Source organism: Methylobacterium sp. Gmos1, assembly GCF_053764715.1.
Genome location: NZ_JBSNCC010000023.1, coordinates 20,090 through 34,347 on the forward strand (window position 1 = coordinate 20,090; position 14,258 = coordinate 34,347).

Sequence of the window (14,258 nt, forward strand, 5' to 3'; positions counted from 1 at the left end):
GGCGGCGCTCGTGCCGGTCCGGGAGAATGGCATGTCCGAGGATACCGAAAAGCACCGCGCCCTGCTCAGTGCCCTCAAGGATGCAGCGGGCAAGGGCGACGGCTCCTTCGAGCGGGCGGTCGTGAGCGCCTTCGAGCACGTCTTCGAACACCTCGGACGCCTGAACGATCACGTCGCCCTCACCGGCCCCGACGGGGGCGACCCCCACCTGAAGCCCGGCGAATCGCCGACCCTGCGATAGGCGGCGCATCCCGCGCGCGCCGGGAGGCCGGTTGGTCAGGCGTCCGAGCCGTCGAACAGCGCGAGGGTCTCGGGCGGGACCGGGGGCGAGATGCGGACCGGTACCGTCGTGCGGGCCAGGACGTCGACGCGGGCCCGGAACTCGTCCCATCCCGCGATCAGGTCGTAGGGAGGCGAGGCGTCGGCCTCCGGCCGCGCCCTCACAACGATGGAGGCGTGTTCGTGTCCGCGCGCGATCCTCGCGGCCAGGGCCGCGATGCGCGGCTCGTCGTCCGCGGAGGGGGCGCCGGGGCTGAGCTCGATGCGCCGTACCTGGCTTGCGGGCAACTCGGTCTCGGGCTCGTCCGCGGCGCGATGGATGTGAGCGAGATCGTCCGCGCGGCGGCAGGCATCCGCCATCACGCCGCCGAACCGCGCGAAGAACGCGGCCGCGACGTCCTCCCCCATGACCTCGATCAGGAAGGCCGCGGCGATGTCCGCCTCCGTCGCACGCCCCACCCTCGCCGTGGTGCTCTCCATTTCGTCGTGAACGAAGCCTGACGGCTCCGACCCCTCGACACGCTGAGACATTAGCATCGCGCTTCTTCCTGAGCCGGCGAGGCATTCGCGTGGCCCTGATACAGCTTCGCTCGTTTGCTCCCGACGCGGTAGCCGCCTCGACGCGGATCGCCCCATCGGCCAAGGCATGGTAGCCGGCCCGGTTCTCCCCCCGTGCCGACCGGGACGCATCGATCCGGCGACGGGCCGCGAAGCCGGACGGGCAGGCCGTTTCAGACCGCGGCCCGCAGGGCGGGCCGCTCGGCACCGAGGCGCGCGCGGATCACCTGCACGATGTGCTCGGCGTCGCGACCAACCGCCTCGAAGCGGCCCGAGCCCCAGGTGTGGAGCCAGGGCAGGCCGACGAAGTAGAGGCCGTCCTCCCGCGTGACGCCCCGCTCGTGCCGGGGGTGGCCGGCGCCGTTGAACACCGGGGCGTCGAGCCAGCGGAAGTCCGGCGTGAAGCCGATGCACCAGACGACGCTCGTGATGCCGGACCCGTCGAGGGCGAGCCGGGTGACCGGCGCGCCGGGCTCCCAGACCGGGGCGTAGGGCGCTTGCGGCGGAGCCTCGATGCCCTGCTCGGCGATGTACGTGTCGATGGCCGCGTTGATGCCGTTGTAGGTCTTGTCGGCCTGGTCGAGCGAGCGCGCGAGGTTGTCGCGAAAGTGCAGGCGGCCGTCCCGGTAATCCTCCAGGACGCCGTAGAGCCTCATGCCCTCGAGCGCGAAGCGGCGCAGGTCGATGTCGCGGCCGCCGTCGCGGCCGGTCACGTAGTGGTTGGTGTTGTCGCGGACGCGGTCGCGCAGCGGGTGGTCGTCGACGGTCTTCTCGTAATAGCCCATGTCGGCGAGCCAGGTGACGACGTCGCGGCCGCGATGGAACCGGGCGCAGCGGGGCGCGTCGCCGACCGCGAGGTGCACATTGCGGCCGGCGAGGTGCAGGTCCTCGGCGATCTGCGCGCCCGACTGGCCGGAGCCGACCACCAGCACCTCGCCCTCGGGGAGCTGGGCCGGGTTGCGGTACTGGTTCGAGTGGATCTGCGTGATCGTGCCCGGCAGCCTCTCGGCCATCCGCGGGACGATCGGGGTGTGGTAGCCGCCCGAGGCGACGACGATCGCGTCGGCGGTGTAATCGCCCTCGGACGTCGCGACCGAGAACGGGCCGTCCCGGCGTCGCTCGACGCGGGTGACCGCCACGCCCTCGCGGATCGGCGGGTCCACCTTGGCGACGAAGGCGTCGAGGTAGGCGACGATCTCGTCCTTCCTCATGAACCCGTCCGGGTCCGGCCCATCGTAGCGGTGGCCCGGCAGGTCGCACTGCCAGTTCGGCGTGACGAGGCAGAACGTGTCCCAGCGCTGCGTCGCCCAGGCATGCGCGGCCGTCCTCGCCTCGAACACGAGATGCGCGATGCCGTGCTGCTTCAGGTGATAGCTGACCGAGAGGCCGGCCTGCCCGCCGCCGACGACGGCGACGGGGACGTGGCGGATCGTCGACGACATGGCGCTGGCTCCATGGATGCCCGTGGGACCGGGCTTTAGGGTTCGAAGGACTCGACCGTGACGCGGCCGGCGGCAGGCTGGCGCCCGGCGGCAGCCTCGATCCGGGCGAGCTGGTCGAGGGCCGAGGAGCACGAGAAGCCGTATTTCTCGCGCACCCGCTCGCTCGCGATGGTGAGGGCCGTGCGCGCCTTCTCGACGAAGTCGTCGAGGGCGTAGCTCTCGCCGGGGGCGAGAAAGTCCCGCACCACGAGGGAGGGCGAGTAGCAGGCCTCGCGCCGGCCGTCGGGCCAGCGAATGTGGAAGCGCATCTCAGGCATGGATCGGCTCACGCATGGATCGACTCAGACATGGATCGACTCTTGGGGCACGCGGGCGCAGGCCGCGTAGGCATCGAGGTGGCGCTCCGCGCAGGCGTGCCAGGAATGCGCCGCAAGCCGCGCCGGGGCGGCATTTTGCAGCCGCGCGCGGGTCTCCGGCATCAGGGCGCGCGCCATCGCGACGGCGATGGCCTCCGCATCGGCCGGATCGACGAAGAGGGCGTCGGTCTCCGCGAGGTACTCGGTGAAGGGCGGCTGCCGCGACACGATGGGAATCGTCCCGCAGGCCATCGCCTCCAGCACGCAGAGGCCGAACCCCTCCTTCCACGAGGGAAAGGCGAGGGCGTCCGCGACCCTGTAGAGCGCCGGCATGTCGCCCTGCGGGACGGGACCTGTCTCGATCACGGCCTGGCCCGGGCCCAGCGCGAGGCCGGCGGCGGACAGGGCGGCGAGGCAGCGGGCGCGGTAGGCCGCGTGGTCGAGGAGCGTGGCCCCGCCGGCGATCACGAGCTGCGCCCGCGGGTGACGCTCGCGCAGGCGCGCGAAGGCCGCGACGATGCCCGCCGTGTTCTTGCGCTCCTCGAAGCCGCCGACGCTGAGGATCACCGGCCCGGGGCCGAGGCCGAGGCGCCCGCGCAAGGCCGCATCGGCTTGCGTCGGCTCGCGGCGGAAGGCCGTGAGGTCGACCCCGTTCCCGACGATGTCGGCCGGCCGGCCGAGGTCCTGCCCGATCCACTCGGCCCAGAGGCGGCTGACGCAGAGGAGGCGCCTGGCCTCGCGGATCGAGCGGTCCTGCCACTCCGCGAGCAGCGGGTCGGAGAAGCTGTCGACGTGATGGACCGTGCGGGCGAAGCCCGGGATCAGGCGCCGGTGCTTCAGGGTCGCGAGCGCGTTGCCGCCGATGCCGTCATGGGCGTGGAAGACGTCGAAGTCGCAGGAAGCGGGCGTCGCGAAGTGGCGCAGGTAGTCGGTGATGCGGGCGCGCACGAGGTCGGCCGTGGTGCCGGCGACCGGCCGGGCGGCGACCGGGACGGTGGGGCAGGCGGCATCCCGGAAGAAGCCGCGGCCGGCGGGGTCCGGCGCGTGGACCACCGCCTCGTGCCCGAGGGCGCACAGGGCCTCGGCGAGCGCGAGGTTGTGGGCGACGCCACCACGCGGGTTGGTCGAGTGGGTCAGGAGGGCGATGCGCAGGCGCCTCACGGAGCGCTCTCCCTGCCGCAGCCGGTGAGCGGGCCCGCCGCGAAATCCCAGACCACGGCCTCCTCGTCCGAGGCGCCGCGAACCCGGACGACGCGGCTCGCATCGAGGCGGCCGATCGGCGCGCACGCGATGCCGCGCTCGCCGAAGCGGGACAGGACGGCCTGCGTGCGGTCGGGGCGCACGGCGACGAGGTAGCCGAAGCTCGGGAAGGCCGTGAGCCAGCGCGCGAGCGGGACGTGGTCGGGACGGGGGATCGCCGCGAGGTCGATGACGCCGCCGACAGCCGAGCATTCGAGCAGCATCAGGGCCGTGCCGACCACGCCGGCCATGCTGATGTCCTTGGCGGCGCGGGCGAGCCCGTCCTCGGCGAGCCCCGGCAGGAGGGCGAGGTCGCCACGCAGGCGCTCGCCCGGCGCGCCGGTCGAGGCGTCCCAGTAGGGATGGGGCTCGCGGAAGCGGCCGCGCAGGTCGATGGCCGCGACGAGGTCGTCGCCGGGCGCCGCATCGAAGCTGGTGAGCAGCCGCGGCCCGGCCCGGCCGAGCACCGCGACGGCGAGGTGGCCGGCCTCGGAGCGGGTGTTGGTGTGGCCGCCGACGATCGGGACGCCGTAGAGCGCCGCCGCCTCCGCGAGGCCGGCGAGCACCGGATCGGCTTCAGCTGCGTCCCGGCTCCAGACCGCATCGACGACCGCGAGCGGCCGGCCGCCCATGGCGGCGACGTCGCTCAGGTTGACCATGACCCCGCAATAGCCGGCGAAGTGGGGGTCGGCGGCGACGAAGCTGTCGAGGAAGCCTTCGATTGCAAAGAGCAGGTGGCCGTCGCCGTCGGGGATCGCCGCGCAATCGTCACCGACGGGAATTGCGGCCCGGCGGTCGGCGAGCCCGAGGCGCGCGACGACGGCATCGATGTCGCGCTTGTGGGCGACCCCGCGCGCGTCCCGGATCTGGCGGGCGAGACCGGGGATGTCGAGGGCGAGATCCATCACGCCGCCCTCGGGCGAGCGGAGGTCCGGCCGTCGGATTTCTGGAACGTGACGAGCCCGTGCCCGGGATCGTGCATCGGCGGGTAGGCGGCGAGATCGGCCTGCATCAGATGGTGGGGGCGCCCGTGCAGGTCGGCCTCGGCGAGGCTCGTCCAGTGCAGGGACTGGAACAGCGGCACGTTCCTCTCCTGCACGTGGGCGAGGAAGAGCGTGCAGCCCCTCGCATGGGCCGAGGAGACCGCGACCTGGATGAGGCCGACGCCGAGGGCGGCGGTGCCGCGGAAGTCCCTTGCCACGGCGAGCCGCGAGCCCCACCACTCGCCCGGCCGCTCGGCCGCCTCGTGGATGCGCACGGTGCCGACGACGGCGTCCGCCTCGCCGCCGAGTGTCGAGAGGGCGCAGATCGGGATCGCCCGTTCGTCGATCGCGTCGCGGTCGTCGTCGGCGAAGATGCCCTGCTCGGTGCAGAAGACCTGACGGCGAAGCGCCGCGCAGGCGCGCTGCTCCCAGGCGCTCGTGGCGAACTTCACCCGGAAGTGGCTCGGCCGGTACGGCGTGACGGGCTCGAACATCATGCCGCCGCCCCCGCGCCCTCGTAGGTGGAGAGGGCCGAGCAGGCGCCGCAGCGCCCGCAGCCGGCCTTGATGTCGGTCGCGCGCAGGTCGGCGCCGACGAGCATCGCCGCGAGCGGCGCCAGGATCGCGTGCATGAAGTCCGGGCCGGGGGCCGGGTGGCTCTCCAGCGGCGTCCCGGAGATCGGCACGAAGGGAACCACGAAGGGATAGACGCCCATCCGGATCAGCCGCTCGGCCGTCTCCAGGATGGCCTGCGGCGTGTCGCCGAGGCCGGCCAGGATGTAGGTCGAGACCTGGCCGCGCCCGAAGACCGGCACCGCCGCCGCGAAGGCGGCGTCGTAGCGCTCCAGCGGCACGCTCGCCTTGCCGGGCATGATGCGGGCGCGGACCTCCGGGGTCACGGCCTCGAGGTGCATCCCGAGGGCGTCGATGCCGGCGCTCTTCATGCGGGCGAACCAGCGGTCGTCGTCGGGCGGCTCGCACTGGCCCTGGATCGGCAGGTCGACCGCCGCCTTCACGGCGCGCGCGCTCTCGCACAGCACCGCCGCGCCGCGGTCGGTCGCGTTCGGCGTGCCGGTCGTCATCACCATGTGCCTGACGCCGTCGAGGAGCACGGCGGCGCGGGCGACCTCGGCGAGCTGCTCGGGCGTCTTGTGCGCGATCGTGCGGCCGGCGGCGAGCGACTGGCCGATGGAGCAGAACTGGCAGGTCTTGGTGCGGCTGGCGTAGCGGATGCAGGTCTGCAGCACGGTGGTGGCGAGCACGTCGCGCCCGTGCAGCACCGCGATCTTGGAGTAGGGCACGCCGTCGAGGGTCGAGAGCGCGTAGAAGCGCGGCTTGCCCGGGAAGGTGGCGCGCCCGATCACCACGCCGTCCCGCTCGATCACCGAGATGCCGTCGGCATCCGGGCGACGGACCAGGAAGGGCGACTCGAAGGCGGTCTCGGTGTGGACCGGCACCATGACGGTGCGGCCCGCGATGGTCATCGCCTTGTGGTCCGACGGCCCGGCCCCGCCGCGGCGGCTCGGCGCGCCGGCGCGGCTGTCGGCCAGCCTAACGCCGTAGGATTGCAACGCGTTGATCAGGCGCTCCGTCGGCATCCCGGCCAGGCCCGGCGGGGGGGAGGGAAGGCTCGTCGGAAGCGGGCTGCTGCTCATGGTCGAGGCTCCGGGACGGGGGCTGGGACGAGGTCTGGGAACGGTGCGGCGCGCGCACGAACGCGGCCGGGCGGTCGTCGTGGAGGAGGCTGAGGAGCTCGGGCCGGGCGTAGTGCCCGACGGAATCCATCATCCGCTTGCGCTTCGTCACGAGCGCCAGGTCCATGTCGGCGATCAGGATGCCCTCGCCGGTGCGCAGCGGCTCGGCGAGGTGCCGGCCCTCGGGCGAGACGATGGCGGTGCAGTTGCCGCCGCGGCAGGCCCCGCGCAGCCGCTCGTCCGGGCAGACCCGCACCACCTGCTCGTCGGTGAGCCAGCCGGTGGCGTTGACGACGAAGCAGGCCGCTTCGAGGGCGTGGTGGCGGATCGTCACCTCCATCTGGTCGGCGAAGATCTGGCCGACGAGCGAGCCCGGGAACTGCGCCGCGTGGATCTCCTCGTGGCGCGCCATCAGGGCGTAGCGGGCGAGCGGATTGTAGTGCTCCCAGCAGGCGAGCGCCCCGACCCGGCCGACCGCCGTCTCCACCACGTCGAGGCCGGCGCCGTCGCCCTGCCCCCAGATCATGCGCTCGTGGTAGGTCGGGGTGATCTTGCGGCGTTTGAGCTTCAGCGTCCCGTCCGCGTCGAAGATCAGCTGCGTGTTGTAGAGCGAGCCGTGGTCGCGCTCGTTGAGGCCGAGCACCACCACCGCGCGGTGGCGGCGGGCGGCGGCCGCGACCGCCTGCGTCACCGGCCCCGGCACCGTCGGCGCCCGCTCGTAGAGCGTCAGGTGCTCGGCGCCCTGCAAAGCGGGCGGCAGCACGAAGGAGAAGTAGGGGTAGTAGGGAACGAAGGTCTCGGGGAAGACCAGGAAGCGCGCGCCCTTGGCCGCGGCCTCGTCGATGGCGTTGAGCACGCGCTCCAGGGTGCCGTCCGGCCGGTCGAGGTCCGGCGCGATCTGGAAGGCGGCGGCCCGCACGATCCGGGTCTCTGGCCGGTTCTCTGTCATGGATGATCCCTCCGGCGATGACGGCGGCCGCGTCGCGCGGCCGCCGGATGCGGTCGACCCGGGCGGGCCGCTCAGACCGTCCAGGTGTCGATGATCACCGCGTTGTCGCGCTTGTGCAGGAGGAGGCAGTCGAGGACGTCGAGGGGGTTGATCATGCGGATCCCCTCGATGAAGGCCGCCTCGCCGTGGCCGTAGAGGGCCTGGGTCGAGAACCGGCAGGCATAGACCTTGCCACCCTCGGCCATGAACTTCTCGAGCTGGTTGTTGAAGTTCAGGTGCCCGGGGAAGGCCTCGTCGCCGAGGCGCGGGAAGCCGCGCTGGACGCCGAGCGTGATGCCGGGCCCGTAGAGCAGGATGGAGGTTTCGAAGCCCTTGCGCTGCAGGCGGGTCGCCTGGAGCAGGTTGACGAGGCCGATCGAGCCCTCGAAGGCGACGGTGTGGAAGGTGACCAGCGCCTTCTGGCCCGGCTCCGCCTTCACGTCCTCGAAGACCTTCTCCTCGTAGTCGACCAGGACATCGCCCTTCTTATGGGGTTCGCGATTCACGGCAGGCATTGCTCTCGCTCCTCGAAGGATGAAACCGCGACGGGCGGAACGGCTCGCGGTCGCACCCATTCAATGGCAAGCGATGTGCCAAGTCGTGACGATCAATGAGTCGATCAATCCGTCCATGAGAAATGCATACAATCATGCGATCAAAGCACATCGTGCGAATATCGGCTGACCCGGGCGCGCCGCCTATTTCATCGGCATGATCTGCGCGTCTTCTCGCCACGATCGAGCGTCTGCATGCCAATGATTGATCGTATTGTATGGATCGGACGCAAGGTTCGTCCGGTCAATGAGCGCGGTACGGCGCTTGCTAGCCATACAATTCGACATTGATCGCATGGTGACGGAGCAGGCGCGCGACGCATGAGGGCGATGGAGCGAGGCGGGCGAGCCGGCCCCCGGACCGTGACGACCGAGGCCTGGGCGCCGGACCTGAAGCGACGGGGCAAGCCGCACTACCTGGCCATCGCGGACGCGCTGGCCGACGACGTCCGGACGGGGCGCCTGATGCCGGGCATGCGCCTGCCGACCCAGCGGGCGCTCGCCGAGGCGCTCGACCTGAACTTCACCACGGTGTCGCGCGGCTACGTCGAGGCGCACAGGCGCGGCCTGATCGAGGGCCGCGTCGGGCAGGGCACGTTCGTGGTCGACCCGGCCCGGGCGCCGAGGCCCGAGGCCGCCCGCGTCGGCCCGGTCGACTTCACCATGAACCTGCCGCCCGAGCCCGACGCGCCGGCCCTCCAGGCGCGCATGCGGGCCTCGTTCGCCGAGCTCTCCGGCGATCTCGCCAACCTGATGCGCTACCAGGGCTTCGGCGGGACCGAGCCCGACAAGGAAGCGGCGCTGCGATGGCTGAAGGGCCGCGGGATCGACGCGAAGCGCGAGCGCCTGCTGATCTGCCCCGGCGCGCACAGCGCCCTGTTCAGCGTGCTGGGCCAGGTCGCCCGGCCGGGCGACGCCATCTGCGCCGAGCGCATCACCTATCCGGGGATCCGCACGCTCGCGGCGCATCTGGGCCTGCGCCTCGTCGACCTGCCGATGGACCGCTGCGGAGTCGATCCCGACGCGTTCGCGGCCGCCTGCACCAAGGTCGCCCCGAAGGCGATCTACCTGAACCCGCTCTTGCAGAACCCGACCACCGCGACCCTGTCCCGGGCGCGGCGGGAGGCCGTCGTCGCGGTGGCGCGGCGCTACGCCGTCAGCATCGTCGAGGACGACGCCTACGCGCGCAACTGCCCGGCCCCACCGCCGAGCTTCGCCGAACTGGCTCCCGAGATCACCTACTACGTGGCGGGGCTCGCCAAGTGCCTGGGCGCCGGGCTGCGCCTCGCCTTCCTGGTCGCCCCGAGCGCGCGCACCGCCCTGCCGCTCGCGGGCTCCTTGCGCGCCGCAACCGTCATGGCCTCGCCGATCTCGACGGCGCTCGCGACGCGCTGGATCATGGACGGCACGGCGGAGGCCATCGTGCAGTTCGTCCGCGAGGAATCGGTCGCGCGCCAGCGCATCGCGGCGTCGCTGCTGCCGGCCGGGACCTACGCCGCCGATCCGCACGGCTTCCACGTCTGGATCACGCTGCCGGAGGGCTGGACGCGCTCGGCCTTCGCCAGCCAGGGGCGGTCGGCGGGGCTCGGCGTCGTCGCCAGCGACCCCTTCTGCGTGGCGGGATCACCCCCGGAGGCGGTGCGGCTGTGCCTCGGCGGCCCGGCGACGCGCCAGCAGATCACGCAAGGCCTCGAGGTTCTCGCCCACGCGCTCGACGGCCTGCCGGCCCTCGCCTCGAGCTACATCTGAGCGGATCGACGCCGCCGGCCACCAGGCACGGGTGATCCCGGCCGCGAGTGGACAGGGCCCGCGCTTTCCGCGAGGCTCGGGCCTCGCGCGGCCGTTCCGGCCCGAAGGGGGATGCGATGCTGACCGCCGGGACCCGGCTCGAACGAGCGCCGGGCTGAGGATGGACCCGGCTCTCCTGCTGGTGCGGGTGCTCGACTTCGTCGGCACCTTCGTGTTCGCCCTGAGCGGGGCGGCGCTCGGGGTCGAGCGCCGGCTCGATCTGTTCGGCGTCCTGGTGCTCGCCTTCGTCACCGCGGTGGTCGGCGGCATCGTGCGGGACGTCCTGATCGGGGCGATCCCGCCGGCCTCGATCGCGAGCTGGTACAACCTCGCGCTCGCGGTCGCGGCCGGTCTCCTGGTGTTCTGGTTCGCCCGGGCGGTCGCGCGCCTGCACCAGCCGGTCCTCGTCTTCGACGCGGTCGGGCTCGGCGTCTTCGCCGTCGCCGGGACGCAGAAGGCGCTCGACCACGGCATCGTCTGGCCGATGGCGGCGGTGCTCGGCATGCTCAGCGGCATCGGCGGCGGGATGGTGCGCGACGGCCTGACGGCGCAGGTGCCGACCGTGCTGCGCTCGGAGATCTACGCCGTTGCGGCCCTGGCAGGCGGGCTGGTGGTGGTGGCCGGCGCCGGGCTCGGATGGCCGCCGACCCCCGTCGCGCTGGCGGGGATCGGACTGTGCGTGTTCCTGCGGCTGATGTCCCTCTACCGGGGCTGGCGGCTGCCGGTGGCCGGCCCGCCCGATCCCTGACCGCGCCCAGCGCCGCGCCTACAACGAGCTGCCGCCGCAGATCACCAGCTGCTGCCCGGTCACCGCCGCGGCCTCCGGCGACAGGAAGTAGGCGACGGCGGCCGCGACCTCCGCGGGCTGGATGAACCGGCCGAGGGGCGGGAGCTTCGGCGCCACGCTGCCGCGCGAGGGATCGGTCAGCATCGGGGTCTCGGTCGCCGCCGGGGCGACGACGTTGACGGTGACGCCGCGCGGCATCACCTCGGCGGCCCAGGAGCGGGCGAGCGCGACGAGCGCCGCCTTCGAGGCCGCGTAGGCGCCCCGGCCGGCGGCGCCCGCGGCCGTGCGGCTGCCGATCAGCACCACCCGGCCGCCCGGCTCCATCCGCGGCACCAGGATTCCGGCGAGCCGCGTCGCCGCCTCTACGTGGAGACGCCACATCGTGGCCCCGTCCTCCGGCGCCGCCTCCCCGAGGCGGCCGACCCGCAGGAGGCCCGCGGCGTGGACGAGGGCGGTGACGCTGAGATCGCCGAGGGCGGGCGCGATGGCGTCGAGGTCGGAGAGATCGAGGGCGAGATGGCGGTAGCGCGGATGCGCGCCCCCTCCCCCGCCCCGGCTCACCCCGGTCACCCGCCAGCCGTCGGCGAGGAGCCGCGCCACGACCGCGGCGCCGATGCCGGAGCTCGCCCCCGTGACGAGGGCGTGCCGATCCACAGCCTCACTCACCGGCGGACACCCCGGCCTCTTTCACCCATGCCTCCTTCACCCACGCCTCGCTCACCCGCACGTACTTGATCGCCTGGCGGTGATACGTGAAGGCGACGTGGATCGCCCCGTCCGGCGTCTGGGTCACCGAGGGATAGGACAATTCGCGGTTGGAGCGGTCGCGGGAGTTGTTGGTCATGCAGTAGCCGTCGCCGATCTCGACGTCGCGCCTGTGCGGCCAGGTGCGGCCGCCATCGGTCGAGATGGCGAGGGTCAGCGGCGCCCGCGGGGTGCCCCAGAACGCCGTGCGCTTGGCCGGATCAACCGGGGCGGGGGCCGCGTCGGACGCGGGCTCCTCGTCCTCGATCTCGTCGTAGAGCGAAGCCCGGCGCTCGGTCGCGGCCTCGGCGTTGACGGCGTTGTAGACGAGGGCGACGTGGCCGTTCGACAGCACGCTCGCCTGGATCGAGGAGTTGTTGTTCGGCAGCACCGTCGGCACAGGCGCCGTCCAGGTCTCGCCGCCGTCGGTCGAGCGGCTCTCGTGGATCGCGTCGGCCCAGCGGCTGCGGAAGAGCGCGAGCAGCGTGCCGTCGTGGAGGGCGAGCACGTTCATGTGCACGGCGCCCGTGCTGCCCGGCACCGCCACCTCGCGCCAGGTCCGGCCCTGGTCCGACGAGAGCATCACCGCGCTGGTGTCGTCGTCGCCGACCCACTTGGCGCCCGGCACGCTCGGGCAGTGGAAGATCGGCAGGAGCCACGTGCCGTTCGCCAGGACCACCGGCGGCTGGCGCACGAAGGTGCCGCAGCCTTCCCGCGGCGCAAACAGGGTCTCGATCGGGCCCCAGGTCAGGCCGTGGTCGTGCGAGATCCGCCGGCGGACGAAGGCGGTGTCCTGGTTGCCCGAGACCTGCGCGGTCCAGATCAGCCAGAGCGCCCCGGTCGGCGCGTTGAACAGGATCGGGTTCTGCTCCGAGCGGGTGGAATCGTCCGAGAGCTTGATCGCCTCAGACCAAGTGTCGCTGCCGGCCGGCAGGCGCGAGCCGTAGACCGAGATATCGGCCATGCCCTCCTGCGTGCCGCCGAACCAGACGCAGGCGAGGTCGCCGTTCGGCAGCGGCAGGAGGTTGGCGGCGTGGTTCTGCACGCAAGGCGACGGAATGAAGGCCTCGCGGCGCGCGGGGTCGCCCGCGACCGCCCGGAGCTGGCCGGTGCGGTCGATCGGCTTGTCGATCGTGTCGAGCATGGGACTCTCTTTCGGGTTCAGGCGGTGGTGGCGGGACGCGCGGGCTCGACTTTCGCCGGCACCCGGTCGCCCCAGCGGAACACGCGCTCGACCGCCATGACGAGGAGCGGGGCCAGCGCGGCGATGTACATATTGTCGATGCCGTAGGGGTTGCCGATCGCGTACCAGACCGTGGTGGCGAGCGCCGCGCCGAGCAGGCCCAGCGTCGCGCCGCGGTTCGAGCTGAACCAGGGCAGGTAGAAGCCGACCATCGCGACGATCGAGATCGACAGGCGAAGCGCGCGGGTGAAGAACGACAGCTTCAGGATCTCGGGGATGAAGAACACGAAGACCAGCGGCACCACCGCGATGACGAGCGAGAACACCCGCGTCATGCGCAGCTCCCGGGCGGGATCGGGCTTCCAATACGGCACGTAGAAGTCGCGCACGACGAGCGACGCGATGGCGAGCGCCACGGTGCTGACGCTGACGAAGATCGAGGCGACGAGCGAGGTGGTGACGACGCCCGCGAGCAGCGGATGCATGTTCTTCAGGAAGATCGGCAGCGCGTAGAGGCTGCTCATCTCGGGGTACAGCGTCCTGGCGGCGAGCCCGATCAGCGCCAGCACGATGCCCAGCGGCAGGCAGAACGCCGCCGCGTAGAGCGCCGAGGCGCGGGCGGCGGAAGCGCTCTTCGTGGAGGAGATCGCCTGGACGATGAACTGGGTCGAGAAGATCGCCCCCACGGTGCCGAAGGTCCAGGCGAAGATCGTGGCGGCGCCGATCTTGCCGTCCCAGGTGAAGTATTCGGGCGGGAGTGCAGCCTGCATCGGGGCGATGCCGCCGGTGGCCGAGAGCGCGACCCACAGGATGATGCCGATGCCCGCGACCTTGATCGCGCTGTGCAGGATCGTCACCCAGGCGACGCCCTTCAGCCCGCCGAACACGTAGTAGAACGTGCTCACCGCCGCGATGATGCACATCGCCGTCGGGATGTTGACGCGCAACGCCGTCGAGATCGCGGCAGCACCACTGACGTAGTTGCCGACGTTCACGAGCAAAAGCGCGTAGATCATGATGACCGAGACCGTCATCATGGTCGACTTGCCGTATTTCTGCGCGATCGCCGCCGAGATGGTGTACTCGCCCGAATCGTAGATGCGGCGGACGATGAGCAGCCCGAACAGCAGGAAGCCGATCGAGGCGCCGAGCACCGACCAGGCGGCGGCGATGCCGGAATTGAACGCCTCCTGCGCGGTGCCGACGGTCGATTTGGCGCCGACGAATTCCGACATCAGGAGCACGCCGACGACGAGCGCCGGCATCGAGCGCGACGCGGTCATGAACTGGGCGTTGGTGCGGCTGCGCAGGCGCAGGGTCAGCCAGCCGGTGAACAGGATGTAGGCGACGACCATGACCGCGATGGTCAGGCTCTCGCCCTCGGTGAATTCATGCATGGGCGTGTCCTCGGACAAATGTTCTTGAAATCGCGCTCTACCTTGACGACCGTATCGGTCGGACGAAGAGCCAAATCTGCCGCCAAATCTCCGTGTCATCCCGGGGCCGCGCGGCGGAGCCCGGGATCCAGAGCCGCTGGACTTGAAAGGCAAGGCGGAAAGCGCCCGTCCTCTTCTTCATCGCCGGCGTTTCTGGATTCCGGGCTCCGCTACGCGGCCCCGGAATGACGAAGAGGGTTTGGCAATTGTGGTTTGATCCCCTGAATC

At 71.9% G+C, this 14,258-nt stretch carries 15 protein-coding genes; 3 read left to right on the forward strand and 12 right to left on the reverse strand.

What is annotated here, in order from left to right; genetic code table 11:
• The first annotated feature begins 31 nt into the window (after positions 1 to 31).
• Entirely contained in the window at positions 32 to 241 is a 210-nt protein-coding gene (locus tag ACS5PV_RS28215; protein ID WP_455398645.1) for a hypothetical protein, read from the forward strand.
• Between the two features lie 35 nt (positions 242 to 276).
• On the opposite strand, the gene ACS5PV_RS28220 is transcribed toward ACS5PV_RS28215, so the two are convergent.
• From ACS5PV_RS28220 to ACS5PV_RS28260, 9 genes are all read right to left on the reverse strand, one after another.
• Entirely contained in the window at positions 277 to 738 is a 462-nt protein-coding gene (locus ACS5PV_RS28220; RefSeq protein ID WP_455398646.1) for a hypothetical protein, read from the reverse strand.
• 272 nt (positions 739 to 1,010) lie between these two features.
• Positions 1,011 to 2,279, reverse strand: a complete 1,269-nt coding sequence (locus tag ACS5PV_RS28225; RefSeq protein ID WP_455398647.1) for an MSMEG_0569 family flavin-dependent oxidoreductase — start codon at positions 2,277 to 2,279, stop codon at positions 1,011 to 1,013.
• A 35-nt stretch (positions 2,280 to 2,314) separates the two neighbouring features.
• On the reverse strand, positions 2,315 to 2,596 hold the full coding sequence (locus ACS5PV_RS28230; RefSeq protein WP_455398648.1) for an MSMEG_0570 family nitrogen starvation response protein: 282 nt from the start codon (positions 2,594 to 2,596) through the stop codon (positions 2,315 to 2,317).
• A 24-nt stretch (positions 2,597 to 2,620) separates the two neighbouring features.
• Entirely contained in the window at positions 2,621 to 3,796 is a 1,176-nt protein-coding gene (locus ACS5PV_RS28235; protein ID WP_455398649.1) for an MSMEG_0565 family glycosyltransferase, read from the reverse strand.
• On the reverse strand, positions 3,793 to 4,779 hold the full coding sequence (locus tag ACS5PV_RS28240; RefSeq protein WP_455398650.1) for a sll0787 family AIR synthase-like protein: 987 nt from the start codon (positions 4,777 to 4,779) through the stop codon (positions 3,793 to 3,795). Before ACS5PV_RS28240 ends, ACS5PV_RS28235 begins: the two co-directional genes overlap by 4 nt.
• Entirely contained in the window at positions 4,779 to 5,354 is a 576-nt protein-coding gene (locus ACS5PV_RS28245; RefSeq protein WP_455398651.1) for an MSMEG_0567/Sll0786 family nitrogen starvation N-acetyltransferase, read from the reverse strand. The genes ACS5PV_RS28240 and ACS5PV_RS28245 overlap by 1 nt, the downstream gene beginning before the upstream one ends.
• Positions 5,351 to 6,454 carry an MSMEG_0568 family radical SAM protein gene (locus ACS5PV_RS28250; RefSeq protein WP_455398699.1) on the reverse strand — a complete coding sequence of 368 codons (1,104 nt, stop codon included), beginning with the start codon at positions 6,452 to 6,454 and terminating at the stop codon, positions 5,351 to 5,353. Before ACS5PV_RS28250 ends, ACS5PV_RS28245 begins: the two co-directional genes overlap by 4 nt.
• Positions 6,408 to 7,499, reverse strand: a complete 1,092-nt coding sequence (locus ACS5PV_RS28255) for a Nit6803 family nitrilase (protein ID WP_455398652.1) — start codon at positions 7,497 to 7,499, stop codon at positions 6,408 to 6,410. Before ACS5PV_RS28255 ends, ACS5PV_RS28250 begins: the two co-directional genes overlap by 47 nt.
• A gap of 71 nt (positions 7,500 to 7,570) precedes the next feature.
• Positions 7,571 to 8,053 (reverse strand): MSMEG_0572/Sll0783 family nitrogen starvation response protein, encoded by a 483-nt coding sequence (locus ACS5PV_RS28260; protein ID WP_455398653.1) that lies wholly within the window; start codon positions 8,051 to 8,053, stop codon positions 7,571 to 7,573.
• A gap of 360 nt (positions 8,054 to 8,413) precedes the next feature.
• On the opposite strand from ACS5PV_RS28260, the gene ACS5PV_RS28265 reads away from it, so the two are divergent.
• Together ACS5PV_RS28265 and ACS5PV_RS28270 are read left to right on the forward strand one after the other, a co-directional pair.
• On the forward strand, positions 8,414 to 9,841 hold the full coding sequence (locus ACS5PV_RS28265) for an aminotransferase-like domain-containing protein (RefSeq protein ID WP_455398654.1): 1,428 nt from the start codon (positions 8,414 to 8,416) through the stop codon (positions 9,839 to 9,841).
• 160 nt (positions 9,842 to 10,001) lie between these two features.
• Positions 10,002 to 10,628 carry a trimeric intracellular cation channel family protein gene (locus tag ACS5PV_RS28270; RefSeq protein WP_455398655.1) on the forward strand — a complete coding sequence of 209 codons (627 nt, stop codon included), beginning with the start codon at positions 10,002 to 10,004 and terminating at the stop codon, positions 10,626 to 10,628.
• Positions 10,629 to 10,646: 18 nt separating this feature from the next.
• Here ACS5PV_RS28270 and ACS5PV_RS28275 read toward each other — a convergent pair whose 3' ends face one another.
• The 3 genes from ACS5PV_RS28275 to ACS5PV_RS28285 are packed head-to-tail and all read right to left on the reverse strand — an operon-like array spanning position 10,647 to position 13,991.
• A complete protein-coding gene (locus tag ACS5PV_RS28275) occupies positions 10,647 to 11,333 on the reverse strand; it encodes an SDR family NAD(P)-dependent oxidoreductase (RefSeq protein WP_455398656.1) in 687 nt (228 codons plus the stop codon).
• A complete protein-coding gene (locus tag ACS5PV_RS28280) occupies positions 11,326 to 12,555 on the reverse strand; it encodes a sialidase family protein (RefSeq protein WP_455398657.1) in 1,230 nt (409 codons plus the stop codon). The genes ACS5PV_RS28275 and ACS5PV_RS28280 overlap by 8 nt, the downstream gene beginning before the upstream one ends.
• A gap of 17 nt (positions 12,556 to 12,572) precedes the next feature.
• On the reverse strand, positions 12,573 to 13,991 hold the full coding sequence (locus tag ACS5PV_RS28285; protein WP_455398658.1) for a sodium:solute symporter family protein: 1,419 nt from the start codon (positions 13,989 to 13,991) through the stop codon (positions 12,573 to 12,575).
• Positions 13,992 to 14,258 lie beyond the last annotated feature (267 nt).